This window comes from Nitrosarchaeum koreense MY1, from assembly GCF_000220175.1.
Classification (GTDB): Archaea; Thermoproteota; Nitrososphaeria; order Nitrososphaerales; family Nitrosopumilaceae; genus Nitrosarchaeum; species Nitrosarchaeum koreense.
Genome location: NZ_AFPU01000001.1, coordinates 491135 through 509294 on the forward strand (window position 1 = coordinate 491135; position 18160 = coordinate 509294).

Here is an 18160-nt window from a genome sequence, read left to right on the forward strand (position 1 = left end):
CGCCTTAAACTGCTGTTCTTGGCTATTCCTCTAATGATCTATCTTCTATTTATTCATTAATCATGAATATAGAAATAATCAAGCAAAGATTAGCCACACTTATTGACTCTAAATCACAAAATGAGAAAAAAATCAATGAACTTAGCGAACAGGCTGAAATTCTAAAAAAACGACTTCAAATTGACAACTCAAAGTAATGTGGTGTTTTAACTGTAAAATAGATCAGAAATTAGATCAACTGATCCTTTGCAAAGAACTTGGACACGATATTGATTCAGAGGGACTTTTCACAATAACTAACTATGATGTAAATAAAATGAAAGAAACCACTGAAGAATCAAAACCAAAAAATCCTGTCACAATATTAGCAAAGTTTGCAACACCATTAATGACAAAAATCATAGTATCGCAATCTGACAATACCCGAGTCTTTGTGGTTGTAAAAATGAATAATCATTTTGAAACTATTGAATTGGACAAGAAAAATCCCAAGGCATATGACTGGTTAAGGGTTACAGCATTTGATACGCTAAAGCAAATGTATTCAGAAGAAACATGTGGCAATGCAATAGGATTTCTTAGAGCAAAAGCTTTGATGAAAGAAGAATCAAAAAGAGATGAAATTCACCTTCGTGTTGCATATGTGAATGGTGAAATATACTATGATTTGGGACGTCCCGATTGGAAAATCATCAAGATTACCCGTGATGAGATAACATTGATAGATTATTCAAAAGATACTCCGATGTTCATACGTACACCAAAGATTGCTCAGCAAGTTGAACCAAACTTTAGACCTGAAGGAAATCCGTTAGATGAATATGTCAAGATATGTCGGATGTCCAATCCTGAACTGTATAAAGTTCATCTGATATCGATGTTCCTTGCTGGCATGCCAATGCCTGCTATGGGCATGCGTGGTCATGCAGGGGCTTCAAAGAGCACTACATCGTCTCTGACTAAGAGAATAATTGATCCATCAGGAATAAAGAACGAAGACAATTTGAAATCCTTTCCACATGGAGAGGATAACTTTGTCACTTCTTTGTATAGTTCTTATTTTTCTGGATTTGAAAACATCTCTTACATAGACGTAGAAACCAGTAACATGATTTGTCGTGCAATTACTGGTGGTTCATTTGAGAAAAGAGCACAATACACGAATGGTGATGTATATGCAATTAGTCTCATGAGGAAGATTCTCATTAATGGTGTTGACTTTACAATTAGTCAATCAGACTTGGCAGACAGAACTATCATCTATGAACTTGAAAGAATATTGGAAGATCATAGAAAAACTGACAAGTTTATTGAAGACGCATTCCAAAGACTCTTGCCTGATTTACTTGGACAAATTTTTCTAACACTACAAAAAGTATTGGGAACAATAAATGAAGTGGAAAAACAAAACAGAATACTTCCAAGAATGGCAAGTTTTGGAATATACGGTGAGGCAATCTATCAAGCGCTAGGACACAAACAAGGCAAATTCTTGGAACTCTATAACGATAGCATAAAGAAAAACTTGGAGAATCTATACGATAGTAATCCGATCATTCCATGTTTAGAATATGTTTTAGGAGATGAAAACGAACGAACAATACAAGCAGAAAATCTCTATAAACAGATTACAGGGTTTGCAACAAGTGAAGGATATACTACAAGTAAATTACCTAAAGCTCCCAATGGACTCCATAATTGGTTTATGAGATCAAAGACACTGCTTGATGACAATAACATCAAGGTAACAAAGGAAATCAACAAACAAAGCAAAGCAGTATCTGGGTTCACACCAAACGCAACAATCTACAACATCAAACGCATTGTCTCTACACAAACAGCACTCGATAATGAGTTGGGTTTGTAAAGGCATTTGTGATATGGGTTGTTACAAAGAATCCCAATACAGAAAAGGCTATGCAAGTGGTCAGAGATTCTGTAGTACCTGCGAGAGGTATTTTGTAACTGATTCATTCAGGTGCATATGTTGCAATCAAGTTCTAAGGCAAAGTAAACGACATCATAAGACATGGAATACATGTATTGTTTCTTAATACATCCCTCCTTTTTTTTATTTTTCTACCCAATAGAATCAAATTTAAGGAAATAATAGATTCCTCAATTCATTTTAGCCACAATTTAACATATTGAGGATATTGAATGTACTTTCTTTTCTAAATGTCCAAAATGACACTAACTTAACTATAAAATTTGGTCAACTAAATATCTGTCAAGCTTAAATTGGGCGACTTTGGGGATTCACTGGGATCGTGGTCTAGCTTGGTATGATTCTGCGTTTGGGACGCAGAGGTCGTGTGTTCAAATCACGCCGATCCCATCATTAATCATTATCTTATTATCAATTAACATTCTAAATTTATCGCCGAGCAATGAGGAAGAGTTAGAGTAATGAATTGATATGAAGTAAAATTAATCGCTCTGAGCTCCGGCATGTTTTTATCAATTATGATTTGTTTTAATTTTATTGAATTTTGAAAAACGTGACATAATTCTGATAGTGGGACTTGTATTTTTCATGCTTGGCTTATCTCCATTTGTAGGAATAGCGGTTGCTATGATAATTGTCATTGTCATGTATTTTGGAATCAAATTCTATGTGGCTAACAGGAAAAAAGCATTAGAGAAAGATGCAGGTGAGGGTATTTGTGCTGAGTGTGGTTCATCAATATTTGATAAAAAATGCCCTAATTGTGACTCTGTAGGAGAATAACTTCTACGTATTACTTAAAACGATAAAAATCCCATATTTTGTAATGATTTTAAGATATATGACTTTCACAACAAGCTCAACTTTTGCTCAATTCAATTCTAAAATGAGGCTATTAAGCACCCTATGTTGGACAACATGAAAAATATTCTAGTTTTATTTTCCATTTTGCTACTCGGTAGTTTGGTTGGTACAGCAAGTGCTCAATCTACTAATCATGTCGTAATAAATGAAATTGATATTAATCCGCCCGGAGATGATTCTAAATCCGTTTTAGAATGGATTGAACTTTATAATCCGACAAGTTCTAAAATAGATATCAGTGGTTGGCAAATTGCTTCGACTACTGCATTGAAAAAAACAATGACAATTTCATCTGGTACTTTTATTGAACCAAGCAAGTATCTGACATTTTCATATCAAAGTTTGTGGTTTGCTGATTCTAATGAATTAGTAGAACTAAGAGACAAGAATGGAGTTGTTATAGATAAAACTCCATTATTGTCTGATCCTAAAAATGATTTAACTTCTTGGCAACGAATCTATGATGGATATGACTTGGATAATTCTAGCGATTGGAAGTTTACAATTCCTACAGCTGGCTCATCCAATGGAAAGGTAACTACTACTGAAACAAAAACAGACGTCACAGTAACTGTATCTACTAATAAGGAATCGTATCTGTTTGGTGAAACTGCATCCATTACCGGCAAAATCTCAAAACAAGTATTCATCACTGCCCCATATTTCCATGCTGATGAAATATCTGTAAAGATTACTGGACCCAAATATGATAAAACAATTTCACTTTATCCTGATCTTAATTTGAATTATAAGACTTCGTTGAATCTTCAACAAGTTCTTGGTATAAGCAAAGGAGTTTACTTGGTTTCAGTTACATATGGTGGAGCAACTTCGCAAACAAGCTTTACGGTAGGGGATGAAATTGTTCCAGATATTATTGTAAAAAACAACACTCTTAGTATTGCTACTGATAAATCACAATATCTCCCTGGAGATACTCTGTCTTTAACAGGAATTACTACCGAGGCAATTCCATTTGAAGGCTTGAAATTTAACATCAAGGATCCTAGTGGCAAAATAATTTCATCAGGAAGCTTGTATCCTACCAATGGGAAATTTTCAACAAATGTGTATATCACTCCTGTGAATCCAGCATTTGGTACCTATCAGATCACTGCCGAATATTATGATAAATCATCCATTGCATTTTTTGAAGTAGTAAAAGACATCAAAGAGGCAAAAGCAATTTCGATATGGACCGACAAAGATGCATATGCTTTAGGAGAAACTGTTACAATTACTGGTCGACTAAACACCGTGTGGGTTCAATTTATGAATCTGGAAATATTACAAACCAAAAATGCAGCACTTGCTACCACTGCTCTTGGTGGTGGTAATTCTGGGTTTAAAATATTAGATACTTTGAAAGTATCTGGTGATGGAACTTTCTCATATTCTTTTAAAATTCCAGATAGTGATGTTCGATTAGGAGATTACAAAATCTCTATATCTCAAAGTCTTGGCTCTGCATCAAAGACAATTCACGCTGTAGCAAATCCTGATGACTTTATTGTAAGTAGTAATCCTATCTCAATTTCCACAGACAAACTGATCTATAATTTAGGTGAAACCATGACAATTACTGGTTATATTAAAAATCCTGTTACCAGTTCGACTTATCAAACCGCCTCAGTAGCAATTTCAATATCTCATGAGGATGGACGTCCTTTGGAAATTGTTGCACAAATGCCGCATACTAAAACTAGATTGAATAATGGATTGGTCGTTGCATATGAATTAACTGCCACTCCAGATCCTTCTGGAAGATTTTCAGTTCAAACGAAAATTTTACAAAATGCATTTGCTGATGGAAATTATAAAATAAAAGCTGAATATCGTGGACTGACAACTTCTACTTCTGTTGGAATAGTTGATCCTTTGAAATTAGAAAATGGCGCATTAATTTCTCTAAATAAACAAGTTTACGGTCTAGGTGAAACTGTTGTTTTGACTGGAATTCTTCCTCCTACAGGCGATAATTCTGTAAAAATTTCTCTTACAAAACCTGATGGGAGTATAGTTAATTCTGGTGCTACTGTAGATAACCAACAATTTTCTTGGTCTTGGGTCACTCCAATATCTGAAAAACCTCTTACCATAAAGACAGATGATCGTTCTGTCACCACATCTAATTATGGAATTTATAAAATTAGAGCATCCATAGCATCTGCTGGCACTGATGTTTTTTTCAAAGTTTCTTCTGATCCTGCCAATGATTCTTTAACTTTGGTTCCTCTGTATGTTACAACTGAAAAATCTCTTTACAAAGCAGGAGAGAAATTAAAAGTAATTGGAAATATAATTAAACGAGATCAAGGTTCTGAAGGGTTAGTAGTTCCAGACAGAGTAACAATACGTGTACTTGATAACAAGACTCCTTTCAAACAAATCAGTGAGGCATCTGTTTATCCTGATCAAGGAGGAAACTTTCAAAGCTCATTTGAATTACCTGTAACCGTTTTCAGTGAAGGTGAGTATAAAATTAAAGCATTGTATTCTGGACAGCAATCTGAATCTATTTTTACAATTGCAAATGACTTTTCTTTCGGCTCAACTGATAAATTATCGCTTTTATTAGCTACTGACAAGTCTGATTATTATCCTGGAGATACTGTGACTATCTCTGGTAAACCAAACAAGCTAATTTATCTTGAAAAATTTGATGTTAGTGTGATTCAGAAAAAAGAGGGTGAGATAACATGTGGTACATTTTATTGTGGCAAACATGTGGGTCCAGTAACTACAATTCGACCAAGTTCATCTGGATCATTTTCACACCAAATTACAATTTCTGACACTCCATCAAGTATTGGTTCATATGAAATTACAGTAGATGCTGGCTTTGAGACAAAATCTTTAATGTTTAATGTGATAGAGAAACCAGTCATTGTTGAACCTGTGAAAGTTCCATCAACTTTAATTGATAAGGTAAACCGAATCTCCGAGGATAAAATATCTATAATTACAAATGAAAAAACCATTGATGATGCCCAGGCATTTCCACGTGTGTTATCTGGCTCATTACTTTCTTCAAAAACTGATCAATCTGATGTGAATCTGAGAATTACTTCTGAGTCTGGAATTTGCATTATAGGTCAAGAAGTAGATTGTCTTGTACAGGATTCTACTAGAAAACCTGGACAAATCTATGATGTAGTGTCTGTAGATGGAGTTGAATTAAACGTCAGATATAGTGGTCCCGATGTATATCTTGAGAAATTTGATATTCTTCCTGTATCTTCAGATGTATTTTTACCAAACGCAAATTGGAATGTAGATGTAGTTAAAGAAGATCAAACATCGAGATTTTACTATAAGATTAACTACAAAATGGTAGAGTAAGTTCAAAATACTATTCATTTCATATTTGAACATAGATGAATCTCCAAGTTTTGATGTTTTATCAGGATGATCCAAAAAAATGTACAGCTGCAAAAATGGTCAAGTTTGGAATTGCAAAAAGCATCAAAAAAATTGGAAATAAAGGACTGGTTTTGGATCCTTTTTCTGAAAAAACTCTTTTACCTAAAGACAAATCTTTGATAAATTCAATAGTTGGAATTGACTGTTCATGGACTCTAGCTGACCAAGCATTTTCAAAAAAATTTAATGGAATTACAAGAAAACTTCCACCGTTACTAGCTGGTAATCCTGTTAATTACGCAAAGCTCAACAAGCTTACTACTGCAGAAGCGTTATCTGCATCATTGTTTATTTTAGGTTTTAAAGATAATGCCCTTGCAATACTTGATAAATTCAAATGGGGACACACATTTTATGATTTAAATCAAAATCTCCTAAATGAATATTCTAAATTGGAATCTGAAGATCAAATTGATATTATTTTAAAAGAATACGGATTATCTGAATAATTCATTTCCTTTTTTTCTTAATGTAAATCATAGTGATGATGCCAATTATTATGGGAACAAGTAGCCATGCAAATTCAGATGAATTATTTTGATCATACTCTATGTTATCTTGATTAAGATCAGGTAACTCTCCGTTGTTTTCTACCATTAAGAAACTAGTTGAATAGTAATCTGGCTTTAAAACTGAATCTGAAATTGCAAATATCTTTAAATCTTTAGCACCAACTCCTAATTCTTTAATTTTTTCATCATCGATTATAATTTTAGTGGAATTGTTATTTATGTTAATTAATTCTGATATTGAATTATTGTTGCTATCTGTCAAAAAATAAAGAACAGAGTCTGCATTTTTGGTATCTATGTCAATTTCTAATTGAACTCCTTTTTGAATTATGTTTGGTAAATTTATGTTTGTTATTTTTGGAAATTCTGTTTTTTCAAATTCTGACCAATGACCCAACTTGAAAGGATAACTCTGATCATCAAAAGCATTTACGACTATTGTTCGTGATTCAGGTGAGTATACACTGAGATAAAATGGTCCATTGCTAATCACTGCATGGTTGTGTGATTTGACCCACTCTGATGATGCCGTATACCTCTCATCAAAATATTTGATGTCTTTTTCAAATATTTTTAATGAATTTGGAATGTATTTCTTTTCACTAAATTCATTCAAATAACTTTGTATCGTTTGAGCATCATTAGGAATAATCAACGAAATCCAATTCACATTTTTATTAATTGCTCCAGATCTTGAAAATGACACTTTTCCATCTAACACTGCTTGTTCCATAGCTACTGAAATTTCCCACGGCATTGAACTCCATAATGAGGCCCATTCTGCAATTTCATCATTATCAAAATGCCAGTAATCTACATACACCTCAATTGTATCGTCATCAATCACTTTTATTCCAATAATTGTTTTTACAGATTGTGATGCAATAGATGTGAATTCTACATCATAAGTCTTATCGTTTTCATCTGTTTGAACTCCCCACTCCATTACAAAATACAATGAATACAAAATATCATTCATATCCATTTTTTGACCATTGTGCCAATTGCTAAACTTCAAATCGTATCTGACTTTGCTTGTTGCTTGAGTTCCATGTTCTACTTTCTTCCATTGATGTATGATAGGATCCCACATAATCGCATCATCAGGTAAAATTAATTTTCCATTTGGTCCTGCAGTATCTACATTCCAATCTGCTCTGACTGGAAATGTTTTTCCAGTAAATGGATGTTTAAACGTGATTGGATCTGAAATTATGCCCCAAATCTGTCTGCTGTATGTATCACTTAATCCCATGACTGGATTCCAGGACCCTTGATAAATCTGTTTTACTCCGATAACTAATTCACTTTCTCCATTTCTCGAATTAATCGGTGTGAATCTACTTGGAACGCCTGCTCCCAAATCATTTACGATTCCTTCCATTTTTTCATTTGCTACAAACTGATCAATTTTACTTGCTATGAAAATTCTTACTGATTGGTCTACTCCTTCTGCGATTGCATCTTGAATCAATAGCACTCTTTCTTCTTCCGATTCAAAATCTCCGGTGTAAATTTTCTGAGTTATTTCATCGAGTTTATCATTTTTGTAATTCCAATATGATGGATCGTTTGAACCTGGCATGTTTGAGAACCATGGAGAATACATCTGTGATAATCCCACCGAATCATACCTTACAAATGCTGATCTTGACCACCCTTCAGTGTATAGACTCCATTTTAGTTCTGCTGGATTGGAACCATATACAACAACATATGCTTTATTCAAATCCCCATAGTCTTTTTTTACTGTAAATCCTATTTTTTCTAATTCTGAAGCTAATATCTCTCCAATAGATTTTCTTACCTGATCATCACTTCTTATGAAAACTATGATCTCTATTGGCTTTTGATTAATTTCCCATTGTCCGTTTGATTTTATTGCACCATTTTCTTTTAGTGCATTTGAAATTATTTCTTCAGCTAGTGCTGGATTGTATCTGAAATTGAATGTCTCTAATTGTTTGATTATTGTAAGATATTCTGGGTCAGATGGACTATAGTTTGAGATCATTGGTGCACCATAACCTCCCATCAATTCGTTTACAATCAATTTTCTATCTATTAGATAGTTTAATGCAAATCTGATATCTTTAAGCGAAAATGGATTGAATTCATTTGATTCTGCAGGATTTACCAATATGCTATATGATCTCCCTGTCGAATCAAAAACCTCTAATCCTTCACGTGATTTGGGATTTTCTAGTCTGTCTGACGAAATTCTGTCATAGTATATATCCAAATTTCCATTTCTAACTTCTTCAAGTGCAGTATTTTCGTCCAAATACTGGATAAATTTTACAGAATCAAAATATGTGCTTTTTTCTGCAAATGATTCATTATTGATTTCATATACAATTACAAGAGCTAGTATGAATACTAGCAATAATTTCATAACCGTTAATTTGATTAGTTGTAATAAAACCTATTTCATAATAACCAGTTTAGTATTATCTCCTAAAACCTATATCATCTAAACTATAAAAGAAAAACAATATGAAATTCAATCAAATAATGCTATCTGGATTAAAAGGAATTATTCCTGGTGGCATATCTGTGGAAGATTTCAGTGTAGTTATAAAATCAAACATTGTTGATTCACAGAATATCTTGGATGGCTATGTGAAATATGGAATTGGAAAAAAACAGGATAACGTGTATTATTTTGAAGATGGCGACAAACTGAAAGCTGCTATCCAATTGATAAAAAATGGTGGTCCTCTTGATGAGATATCTGTTCTGCTTGACTGGAAAGATTTTGAAGGGTTGGTTGCTGAAATACTATTCTCGAAAAACTTTGCGATTATTAAAAATCTGATTCTGACAAAACCTCGAATGGAGATAGATGTTATCGGTATTAGATTGGGTGTTGCTATGCTAATTGATTGTAAACATTGGAAAAGATATAGTTCTTCTGCATTATCATCTGCAGTCAAAAAACAGATAGAACGAACAAAACATTACATCTCTAAAACTCCTGGTGCTATGGCTGTGCCTGTAATTGTAACTCTGTACCAAGATAAGATTGATTTTATAGATCGTGTGCCTATAGTTCCAGTTTTTCAATTTTCATCATTTATTGATGATTTTTATGGAAATCTTGATCAAATGAACACTTTAGAAACATAGATCGCTTATCTACTCTCTCTAATCTATGTTAATTTTATGTTAACTAGTAGTTGATATGTGATGAATAAAATCATTAAAATTTATTTATCCTGTAAAATGGTCATGAGAAACAGAATAATCTGTAAAGAATGCCATTTGGAATTAGAAACACGTTCTGAACGAAGCATGAAGAAATGTGAAGGTTGTCAACTTCAATAGTTCTAAATTGAATTATTTTTTGTTTATAGAAACAAGGTAATTATGAATAATGTGACACTTCCAATCATGAATCCTTTTGTTAATTTCAGAGATTTGTCTAGTGCCTTGGAATAATCTTCGTAAATGCCTTGACCCATGACTTTTACATCTGCTTCATTTTCCAAAATTTCAAATTTTGCTGAAGATACTTTTGATTCTGCTTCATATGCAATTTGTAAAAACCACTTGGTTAGTTTGTCAGCGCCAGTAATGAGTCCTAGTTGATAGTATCCGTTTCTGTTTCTAGCTTTGACTGGAGCATAATGTGTGTCTGATGTACAAATTTCCAATAATTGACGTCCTTGTTTTGCAAAGTTCTCAACTATTTTTTCTCTTACTCCATTTTCCATATTGTTTGCATCTGCCCATCCGAGAAAGAATTTTTTACCATTAATTTTTAGACATACTACTCCTAGACCTCCCATTGCCAAGTCTTCAGTCCATACATCCATACTGTCTGAATTTGCGTACCCAAACTCTATAGGATAACTATCTTTTGTGATTAGTGAATCCAAACATGATTTTGCTGCCTTTAACATGTCTTCCCCATCTTCTTTTGAAATTTCTTCACCCATTGCATTATGACAATCAACTATCAGTGTTCTGACATAATTTCTATTTTTAGCATATTGCTCAATCTCCTTTTTCATGTAGTTTGGAATATCTTCCATTCCATGTGGTGACAATGAGAGAAACAACAACGGATTATTTCCAAAAAGTAACCCTGTTACACGTGCTTTGTTAATTTGAACTGTTACTGGTTCTGTACACATCAACCCTTCTTCTTTTACTATGCTGGAATCTAGATTTTTTAAATAATTTTCAACTTCATTTTTTGATGGAAGATTTAATGAGTGATCTGAAATACTATGCATGATCATCGCTGAAGATTCTAAATTTTTGTACATCAAATATGGAATATTACTTCCTCCAACTGGATGATATGGGCCTGGATGAATTTCAGGTAATACCATTCTAAATTTCATATTCCCATCTGATGCACTTAACCTAATTTGTGATGTGGATACTTTTGTTTTAAATGAACGCTGTTCAATTATTGCTTCCGCTTCTGTAAAGTCATTACCTTGTGATGCCAAGTATGCTTGTATTGTTTTATGTGTGCTCTCCATACCTGGTCTTCCCGCTCTATCTGTTAATACCGACCATACACTTGCAATTATTAGAAATATTGCACCAAATCCTATTGCCAATGGATTTGTCAAAGTTGAATACCACATATCAGATGGTATCATTATTAAAAACATGGCAAGTGGTTGAACCATGCAAATTGCCCAAGCTTTTTTGATACTTGCACCTAATGTTGTAGTAAAAATTCCTATTCTGAAACTTGCAAATAGAAACATTCCATATGTTACAAAAAATAACGATGTCTCTTTTGCTAGGACAACGCTTGCAAGTAATCCCATTAAAATCACTGCAATCCATAACATGTTTCCAAAAAGAGATGCATGTAGAGATTTTGAATATTCTTTTTTTCTAGTGAATCGTGTGTCAATTAACTGGGATAATGCTAATACTCCAATTACCATTGGAATCCTAAACCAATTTTCGTTTGTTTCAATATACCCCAAATAGACTATCGATGTGATTACTGCGGAAATTACTAATGATCCAGCTAGAGAAAAATAATGTGATGCTGGATTGATTAATGTAAGTGAAAACCTATTGTGTATGTTTGAAACATCGTCTGAAGATTTTTCCATGTCTTATTTCGGAACTAAAAATATATCAATTAGCCAAGAAACCACAATCAAGCTAATGGGAACGGAAACAACAATTCTTGGATCTACTTTAAATCCTTTGGTTTCGTCCTCAAAGAATCTCATGAGGCCTCCACTTGATGCTGGTAGCGGTGCTCCTTTCTTCTTACTGCTCATTGCTACTTTTCAAAGCTTGAATTTTGACATAAATACTTTATTCCTCAAGTAACATTTGACTATTCAATCAAAAAATCTCTTTTTTATGACTATTTTTCATCTTAAATTAATAAAAATGCCTAGTTGACCCTTTCTAATGTCTTTATTCGTAATTATTCTAGGATTGTTTTTTTGGGGTCTGATTAATTTTTAATTTTTCTACTGTTTCGATGATCGAATTAATAGATTTTAGAATTTGTTGTTGTTTTTCGTGATTTGCTTCCTGTTCTAATTCCTTAGATAATTCAGAGAGTTTTTTTCCTAATATCATTTCTATACTTGTTTTTTCAGTTTGGTGTTTAGTTTCAGTTGGAATCTCTTTTTTCTCTGGCTCTCTTCCACAGTTAATGCATAATGCATGTCCTTCTTTCATCACTCTTACTCCTGAACAATATGGACATGGCTCACTCAGCAATGTTGCTCCATTCAATAGCATTTCTGCTGCTTTTTTTGTAAGATCTTTTGACACGTGGATAATTATAATCTCTCTTTAAAAAATACAATTATTTTGTAATCTATTAATATATCAAACAAGGCTTAATAGTGCGTAAAATTGAATTAATTTAGAACGTATGGCGGTAATTTGTAATACTTGTGGTCTACCAGAAGATCTGTGCGCATGTGGCGAACTTGCTAAAGATAGTACAAAAATTATAATTCGTTTAGAAACCCGACGATTCAAGAAAAAGGGAACCATGATTGAAGGATTGGATCCAAAATTAAATAATCTGGAAATAGTTGCAAAAGAATTAAAAAACAAATATGCTTGTGGAGGAACCGCAAAAGACGGGTACATATTTCTTCAAGGTGACCATCGGGACACAATTAAGGAAACCCTTATTCATTTAGGATTTCCTGAAGCTAGCATCGAACTTCATTAGATATACGTTGCAATCTCCAAACAAAATACTCCAATTGGTAGGAATTCCACATTTGGCACTTCTGTCTGTCATATTTGGTATGATGTTACTATCGTTTCCAATTGGTTTGTTTACTGTATTTAACACTGATATTGGAAATGACATTAATTTTGAATATCCTCTAAAAGACCTTGATATTTTTAAAAAAATTGAATATCTAATTCCAGATGGAATTGAAATAGGCGATGTTTTTATTGTCTTGTGGTCAATTTATGCATCTCTTTTTGCGATAGCTATGTTTGGACCTAAGTCTGGATTTCTAAAAATACTTTCTCTGAATTTATCCCGTGGAAAATTTGAAACAAAATCTAACTATATGATAACAATTACTAAATGGTTTTCAATAATTATTTTGCTCTCGATTGCAATTGATTATGTTCAGCAATTCTTTGGAATTCCAACTGTTCCCCCACCAATAGATAATAACTTAACTCAATTTTTGTATGTTAGTCTTTCTCCTATTGTTGAAGAGTTTGGATTCAGAGTTCTACTTATTGGACTGCCTCTCTTTGTATTTTATTCACATAAACTATCTCCAAGTCATTTTTTTAAATCACTTTGGAATCCTAGCCATTACTTACACATATCTGATCATAAGAAATCATTATTTTTGATAGTTTTTGTAGGTGTATTTTTTGGATTAGCTCACATCATGACTGGTGAACCGTGGAGCGAAGGTAAACTTGTACAGGCTAGTATGAGTGGAATAATTCTTGGATGGTTGTATGTTCGATTTGGCTTGATAACTGCAATTCTAGTTCATTGGGGTACAAATTATTTCATATTTTCTTATGCAAATTTTATTTCTCAAATAAATGAAATCGCAATTGATGTTGCGTTTTCTCATTCTCTTCTCAATACTATGGAGATTCTATTTTTTATTTCTGGTGCCTTTTCAATTTTGGTAGTGTTGCTTGATTATTTTAATTCAAAAAAAGAACAAAAGTTAAAAATTGAATAAATTTTATTTTCTATTTATTTGATTATTTTTAATATCGTCTAAAAACCATTACAGGTTTAAAGCAACTTTCAAACCTTTGTATCTGTTTCTTATTGTAACTTCAGTTACCCCAGCTGCTTCTGCTACATCTCTCTGAGTTTTATTTTCACCATTTGTAACACATGCAACATAAAGCGCAGCAGCTGCTAATCCCATTGGATCTTTTCCTGCAGATATTTTTTGTTCTTCAGCTGTTTGAAGAATTTTGGTGGCAGCTCTTTTAGTTTTTTCCGATAATCCTGCCTTACTTGCTATTCTTGAAATACATTTTACAGGATCTACTACAGGCATTTTCAAATTAAGTTCTCGTAATAGCAATCTGTAACATCTTGCAATATCTTTTCGTTTTATATTGCTAGCATGTCCTATGTCTTTTAGAGTTCTTGGTGTTTCAGTATCTCTACATGCAGCGTAAAGTGCAGATGCAATCAATGCTGAAATTGAACGACCCCTTACAAGTCCTTTTTCTAATGCTTTACGATAAATATACGCGGCCTTTTCGATGACTGCATCACCTACTGCTAATTTGTCTTTTAATCTATCAAGCTCACTAAATGCCTGCCTAAAATTTCTGTCAACTGGTTCATGAACTTGGCTTCTACTGTCCCATGTTCTTAGCCTCTCTATTGTGCTTTTCATTGCAGATGTGAGAGGTTTGCCTGTTGCATCTCTATTTTGAGGATTGATGACTGTTGCCAATCCCATGTCGTGCATTGCTAAAGAAGTTGGTACCCCAGCTCGACTTTTGTTTTCACCCTCATTTGAAAATGATCTCCATTCTGGTCCTGATTCATCTACTTTATCTGTAATTACAAAACCGCATTTTCCACAGAAATTTTCACCCGTAGTTGCATCTGTAACTAATGTGCCTTGACCACATCTTGGGCATCTGTCTTTTGGATTTACATTTTTTACCATATTTTTTTCCTTCAAAATTTTATTCTGATATATAACCATTGCTGAATTATTTCTTATAAACTTGCTGGTGATATTTGTTAAAAAAATATTCAATCTACAAAAAATATAATATTTTTTCTTATTTCAAGTCTAAAACGCCCTTGATTTTCTTTGAAATCTCTGGTTTTTCATTTTGTTCTAATAGGAACTTCAAATCCTCCATGTTATCCACATCTAACATTATTCTTTTTACAAAAATTAGGGCTACATTTCTTGTAACCTCCTTTGCTGTTTTCATATGAATTTTGTAACTATCTTCATCATAATGCGTTGTCATCAAATCAATTGGCATTCTTACTAAGGCATTTGTACCATCAAATCTTCTAGATGGTACCACTATGGCAAAATTTGGGGGTATCTTGTAGTTTAACATAAAATCAATATCTTGAGTTTTGATAAATGGTATGTCTTGGGGAAAAACTATTGATGCATCAAATTTATTTTCTAATAGATATTTGTCCGCCAATGCAACTGCATTGTTTACACTTTTTTCTTCATTATCTGATATGATAATTGCATTGTATTTTTTAGCAAGTTCGATCGCTTTTGATTCTTTAGTAACAATTATTGTTTTATCGATTTGTGGTGAAATTGATAAAGTATGTAAAATTTCTTCTAACATAATTTTACAAATTTCTTCTTTTTGATGTGATGATAAATCTAAACGTGTTTTTGCTAATGAGAAAGTCTTTACAGGAATAATCGCTGCAATTTTCAAATTATACGTGTATTTGTTTAAGAATAAAATTTGCTAATGCGTCTTCAGCTAATTTATTATTCATAGTAATTTTTGTTTCGTATACTTTCATATCTAAACTTTGGATTTTCTTTACGAGTAGTCTGTCTTTTGTATCTACTACTATATTTGAACAGACATCAGAATACATTTTTGCAAGACCATATGCATTTGTTTCAATTCCAGCTGCTTCCATGTATTTTGCAGCAGGTCCGCTAACAGCTTTATCTCCTATGAGTGGACTTACTGCAATCACTTTCTTTTTAATTTTTGAGAGTTCTTTTCTAATTCCTTTAATTTGTAACATTGGACCAATAGATGTTAACGGATTTCCAGGCGCTAAAATTATCATGTCTGCATCATGAATTGCATTTACTGCTTCAGGATTTGGGCGTGCTTTATCCGCTCCAATATATTGAATTCCTTCTACTGGATCTCTTCCACGATGTTTTACCCAATATTCTTGGAGATGCAATTCTCCTTTGTCTGTCGTTATTCTTGTTTCAATACTGTTATCTGTTACTGGAATTATGTTTGCACTAACTGCAAATTTTTCACACATCCATTTTGTAATGTCACTTAAATTTTTACCATTTTTTAACATATTCGTTCTAATCAAATGTGTTGCTGCATCTCTGTCCCCCACTCTAAACCATGTCTCTTCGCCAAATACTTCCATTTGTCTTAGAAAGTTGAATGTGTCTTTTTTGATTCCCCATCCTCTTTCTTGATCTAATAAATCTGCAAGACCATAGATTATAGTATCAATATCTGGACATACGTATAATCCGTAAAGCCAATAATTGTCTCCTACGTTAGTTATTACGTTGACTTTGGATTCTTGTGATACTAATCCTCTAACTAGCTTTACCGAACCTGTTCCGCCTGCTAATACTGTAATCATTCCATTTTCTCCTAAAACCGAAAAGTCATTTGCCGTCACTACATATTACTTTTTCAGAAATTCGCGATCTTATTTTTGAGGATAAGTTTATTACTAATTAGTAATCGATTTTATTCGTGTCTAGGACTTTATTCTTGGCAGTTTTAGTTGTAGGTTTATTTGTAATTGGTTCAAGTTCTTATGTTTGGGCAGCTCAGGTGGATGCCAGAATCAATCCTAATAGTAATGAATCGCCATTTACTTACAGTTATTTGAAAACCATCTTTATTGAATATCCAAACGGTGGAAAACTCTTTGATGAATTACATAATAAAGAATGGACAGTAAGTGGAACTGCAGATGCATCAAATCCTGGAGTTCAAAAATTAATTGCTAGCCTTAATAAAAAAATGCAAAATGATGGAAGTCATGCCCGTATTTCTGATCTAAATGTTGCATATGATTTTCATCTCAAAGGTAGAAATCTACAAACATCTGTTGATTACAAAGTAATTCTAAAAGGAACTTTAACTGACTATGTCATTACTAAAGACCAAGTTCGTACTTTAGTTGATTTGGGTTGGAGAGGAATGGGCACTAATGACTCTATTATGATTGATGGTGTAGAAATTAACATCCCGCTCTCTTTGTTAGAGTATAAAGAACCAGCAGTTTATGAAATCCTTCAAAACACTGAAGCTGATTCAATATTGTCAAAAGGTCTACTTAATGCCGATTTCATTTTACAACAACCAATGTCCAATTGGCACTTCTTATTTGATCCTACTGGAATCAATGTAGATGCCGGTACATTTGGATTAGATCAATCAATCTCGGGATTCGTTGTATCTAGTTGGACAATGGGTGAAAGTAGTCTTAGAGAAGGTAGACAGGTAGAAAGAATTTTTGAAGCTCAAGTAGCAGCTGATCAAAATTATGTTATTCGAAGTGTTCAATCAGCTGATCAAGGAAATATTGCTGCAATTGGATTTGGTGCATTGGATGTACTTGATGGACTAGAAATTGTAGGACTTACACCAACTCCTCCAAAAGATTATGGTACTACTTCTACAGGTGGATTTCCAATTGCAATTGTTTATGGAATGGCTGGTATGGCTGCAATTGGTGGTATTGCATTTTTCATTTTCAGTAACAGGGCACTAAAGAATCAAAAAATTGGTCAACAAGGCATCGATCCAGGCAGGCTGGTAAGTTATCAAACCAGTGCTTCTTCTGGTGGTTATCAAACTAATAGGGGTGAAGCATATCTTGCAGATACCTCTGATTATGAACAAACCAGAAGTGTTTATGAAGACCAAAAACAAACTCCTCCACCAGCAATTCCTAATAATCAGGAAGAGGCTGCTTGTGGTTGTGCAGCATCAGCTGAAATTGGTACTGAATGTGATTGTGTAATGCATGGTTCATGTTTATGTGATGCAACCTGCAAATGTAGTGCTGAACTTTGTAGAGAACAAGCAAACTCAATGAGTTAGTATCTACAATATTTTTAAATTATGCTAAATTAATCTATTGATGATTTTTTATTAGATTTTAAATCATATTTTGCCATTGTGCTCACATGGATAGTATGTCCAATTTTGTAATTGTGAT

General features: G+C 33.3%; 16 protein-coding genes and 1 tRNA gene. 10 read left to right on the forward strand and 7 right to left on the reverse strand.

The window, feature by feature from the left end:
• Nucleotides 1-62: 62 nt before the first annotated feature.
• The 6 genes from MY1_RS10070 to MY1_RS02885 all read left to right on the forward strand — a co-directional run bounded on the left by MY1_RS10070 (nt 63) and on the right by MY1_RS02885 (nt 6684).
• Nucleotides 63-197: a hypothetical protein gene (locus MY1_RS10070; RefSeq protein ID WP_007550093.1), complete on the forward strand. Its 135-nt coding sequence runs from the start codon at nt 63-65 to the stop codon at nt 195-197.
• Nucleotides 197-1867, forward strand: coding sequence for a hypothetical protein (locus tag MY1_RS02865; protein ID WP_007550095.1), 1671 nt, complete (start codon nt 197-199; stop codon nt 1865-1867). The genes MY1_RS10070 and MY1_RS02865 overlap by 1 nt, the downstream gene beginning before the upstream one ends.
• Nucleotides 1868-2264: 397 nt before the next feature.
• A tRNA-Pro gene (locus MY1_RS02870) sits at nt 2265-2338 on the forward strand.
• A 147-nt stretch (nt 2339-2485) separates the two neighbouring features.
• A complete protein-coding gene (locus MY1_RS09655) occupies nt 2486-2731 on the forward strand; it encodes a hypothetical protein (RefSeq protein WP_052296737.1) in 246 nt (81 codons plus the stop codon).
• Between the two features lie 135 nt (nt 2732-2866).
• On the forward strand, nt 2867-6154 hold the full coding sequence (locus MY1_RS02880) for a lamin tail domain-containing protein (protein ID WP_048110332.1): 3288 nt from the start codon (nt 2867-2869) through the stop codon (nt 6152-6154).
• Between the two features lie 35 nt (nt 6155-6189).
• Nucleotides 6190-6684, forward strand: a complete 495-nt coding sequence (locus MY1_RS02885) for a DUF367 family protein (RefSeq protein ID WP_007550101.1) — start codon at nt 6190-6192, stop codon at nt 6682-6684.
• A gap of 1 nt (nt 6685) precedes the next feature.
• On the opposite strand, the gene MY1_RS02890 is transcribed toward MY1_RS02885, so the two are convergent.
• On the reverse strand, nt 6686-9142 hold the full coding sequence (locus MY1_RS02890; RefSeq protein WP_007550102.1) for an ABC transporter substrate-binding protein: 2457 nt from the start codon (nt 9140-9142) through the stop codon (nt 6686-6688).
• A 101-nt stretch (nt 9143-9243) separates the two neighbouring features.
• Between MY1_RS02890 and MY1_RS02895 the strand changes: the two genes are divergently transcribed.
• On the forward strand, nt 9244-9876 hold the full coding sequence (locus tag MY1_RS02895; RefSeq protein ID WP_007550103.1) for a hypothetical protein: 633 nt from the start codon (nt 9244-9246) through the stop codon (nt 9874-9876).
• A gap of 221 nt (nt 9877-10097) precedes the next feature.
• Here the strand turns inward: MY1_RS02895 and MY1_RS02900 are convergent, their stop codons facing one another.
• The 3 genes from MY1_RS02900 to MY1_RS02905 form a co-directional block, all read right to left on the reverse strand.
• Nucleotides 10098-11837, reverse strand: a complete 1740-nt coding sequence (locus MY1_RS02900; RefSeq protein ID WP_048109560.1) for a DUF2070 family protein — start codon at nt 11835-11837, stop codon at nt 10098-10100.
• Nucleotides 11838-11840: 3 nt separating this feature from the next.
• Nucleotides 11841-12011: a preprotein translocase subunit Sec61beta gene (locus MY1_RS09485; RefSeq protein ID WP_007550105.1), complete on the reverse strand. Its 171-nt coding sequence runs from the start codon at nt 12009-12011 to the stop codon at nt 11841-11843.
• A 157-nt stretch (nt 12012-12168) separates the two neighbouring features.
• Entirely contained in the window at nt 12169-12519 is a 351-nt protein-coding gene (locus tag MY1_RS02905) for an Sjogren's syndrome/scleroderma autoantigen 1 family protein (protein WP_007550106.1), read from the reverse strand.
• A 103-nt stretch (nt 12520-12622) separates the two neighbouring features.
• Between MY1_RS02905 and yciH the strand changes: the two genes are divergently transcribed.
• Nucleotides 12623-12931 (forward strand): stress response translation initiation inhibitor YciH, encoded by a 309-nt coding sequence (yciH, locus tag MY1_RS02910; protein ID WP_048109562.1) that lies wholly within the window; start codon nt 12623-12625, stop codon nt 12929-12931.
• 7 nt (nt 12932-12938) lie between these two features.
• On the forward strand, nt 12939-13931 hold the full coding sequence (locus tag MY1_RS02915; RefSeq protein ID WP_048109564.1) for a CPBP family intramembrane glutamic endopeptidase: 993 nt from the start codon (nt 12939-12941) through the stop codon (nt 13929-13931).
• A 48-nt stretch (nt 13932-13979) separates the two neighbouring features.
• Here MY1_RS02915 and MY1_RS02920 read toward each other — a convergent pair whose 3' ends face one another.
• From MY1_RS02920 to cofD, 3 genes are all read right to left on the reverse strand, one after another.
• Nucleotides 13980-14888 carry a transcription initiation factor IIB gene (locus tag MY1_RS02920; RefSeq protein ID WP_007550110.1) on the reverse strand — a complete coding sequence of 303 codons (909 nt, stop codon included), beginning with the start codon at nt 14886-14888 and terminating at the stop codon, nt 13980-13982.
• Between the two features lie 118 nt (nt 14889-15006).
• Entirely contained in the window at nt 15007-15645 is a 639-nt protein-coding gene (gene cofC, locus MY1_RS02925; protein ID WP_007550112.1) for a 2-phospho-L-lactate guanylyltransferase, read from the reverse strand.
• 1 nt (nt 15646) lies between these two features.
• Entirely contained in the window at nt 15647-16567 is a 921-nt protein-coding gene (gene cofD / locus MY1_RS02930; protein ID WP_048110336.1) for a 2-phospho-L-lactate transferase, read from the reverse strand.
• 116 nt (nt 16568-16683) lie between these two features.
• Here cofD and MY1_RS02935 point away from each other — a divergent pair, with 116 nt between their 5' ends.
• A complete protein-coding gene (locus MY1_RS02935; RefSeq protein WP_048109567.1) occupies nt 16684-18042 on the forward strand; it encodes a hypothetical protein in 1359 nt (452 codons plus the stop codon).
• The last annotated feature ends 118 nt before the right edge of the window (nt 18043-18160 follow it).

What these genes read in the sequence shown, in the direction of transcription:
- MY1_RS10070 (WP_007550093.1), top strand. Translation starts at nt 63, where the DNA reads ATGAATATAGAAATAATCAAGCAAAGATTAGCCACACTTATTGACTCT.
- MY1_RS02865 (WP_007550095.1), top strand. Translation starts at nt 197, where the DNA reads ATGTGGTGTTTTAACTGTAAAATAGATCAGAAATTAGATCAACTGATC.
- MY1_RS02880 (WP_048110332.1), top strand. Translation starts at nt 2,867, where the DNA reads ATGAAAAATATTCTAGTTTTATTTTCCATTTTGCTACTCGGTAGTTTG.
- MY1_RS02885 (WP_007550101.1), top strand. Translation starts at nt 6,190, where the DNA reads ATGAATCTCCAAGTTTTGATGTTTTATCAGGATGATCCAAAAAAATGT.
- MY1_RS02890 (WP_007550102.1), bottom strand. Translation starts at nt 9,142, where the DNA reads ATGAAATTATTGCTAGTATTCATACTAGCTCTTGTAATTGTATATGAA.
- MY1_RS02895 (WP_007550103.1), top strand. Translation starts at nt 9,244, where the DNA reads ATGAAATTCAATCAAATAATGCTATCTGGATTAAAAGGAATTATTCCT.
- MY1_RS02900 (WP_048109560.1), bottom strand. Translation starts at nt 11,837, where the DNA reads ATGGAAAAATCTTCAGACGATGTTTCAAACATACACAATAGGTTTTCA.
- MY1_RS09485 (WP_007550105.1), bottom strand. Translation starts at nt 12,011, where the DNA reads ATGAGCAGTAAGAAGAAAGGAGCACCGCTACCAGCATCAAGTGGAGGC.
- yciH (WP_048109562.1), top strand. Translation starts at nt 12,623, where the DNA reads ATGGCGGTAATTTGTAATACTTGTGGTCTACCAGAAGATCTGTGCGCA.
- MY1_RS02920 (WP_007550110.1), bottom strand. Translation starts at nt 14,888, where the DNA reads ATGGTAAAAAATGTAAATCCAAAAGACAGATGCCCAAGATGTGGTCAA.
- cofD (WP_048110336.1), bottom strand. Translation starts at nt 16,567, where the DNA reads ATGATTACAGTATTAGCAGGCGGAACAGGTTCGGTAAAGCTAGTTAGA.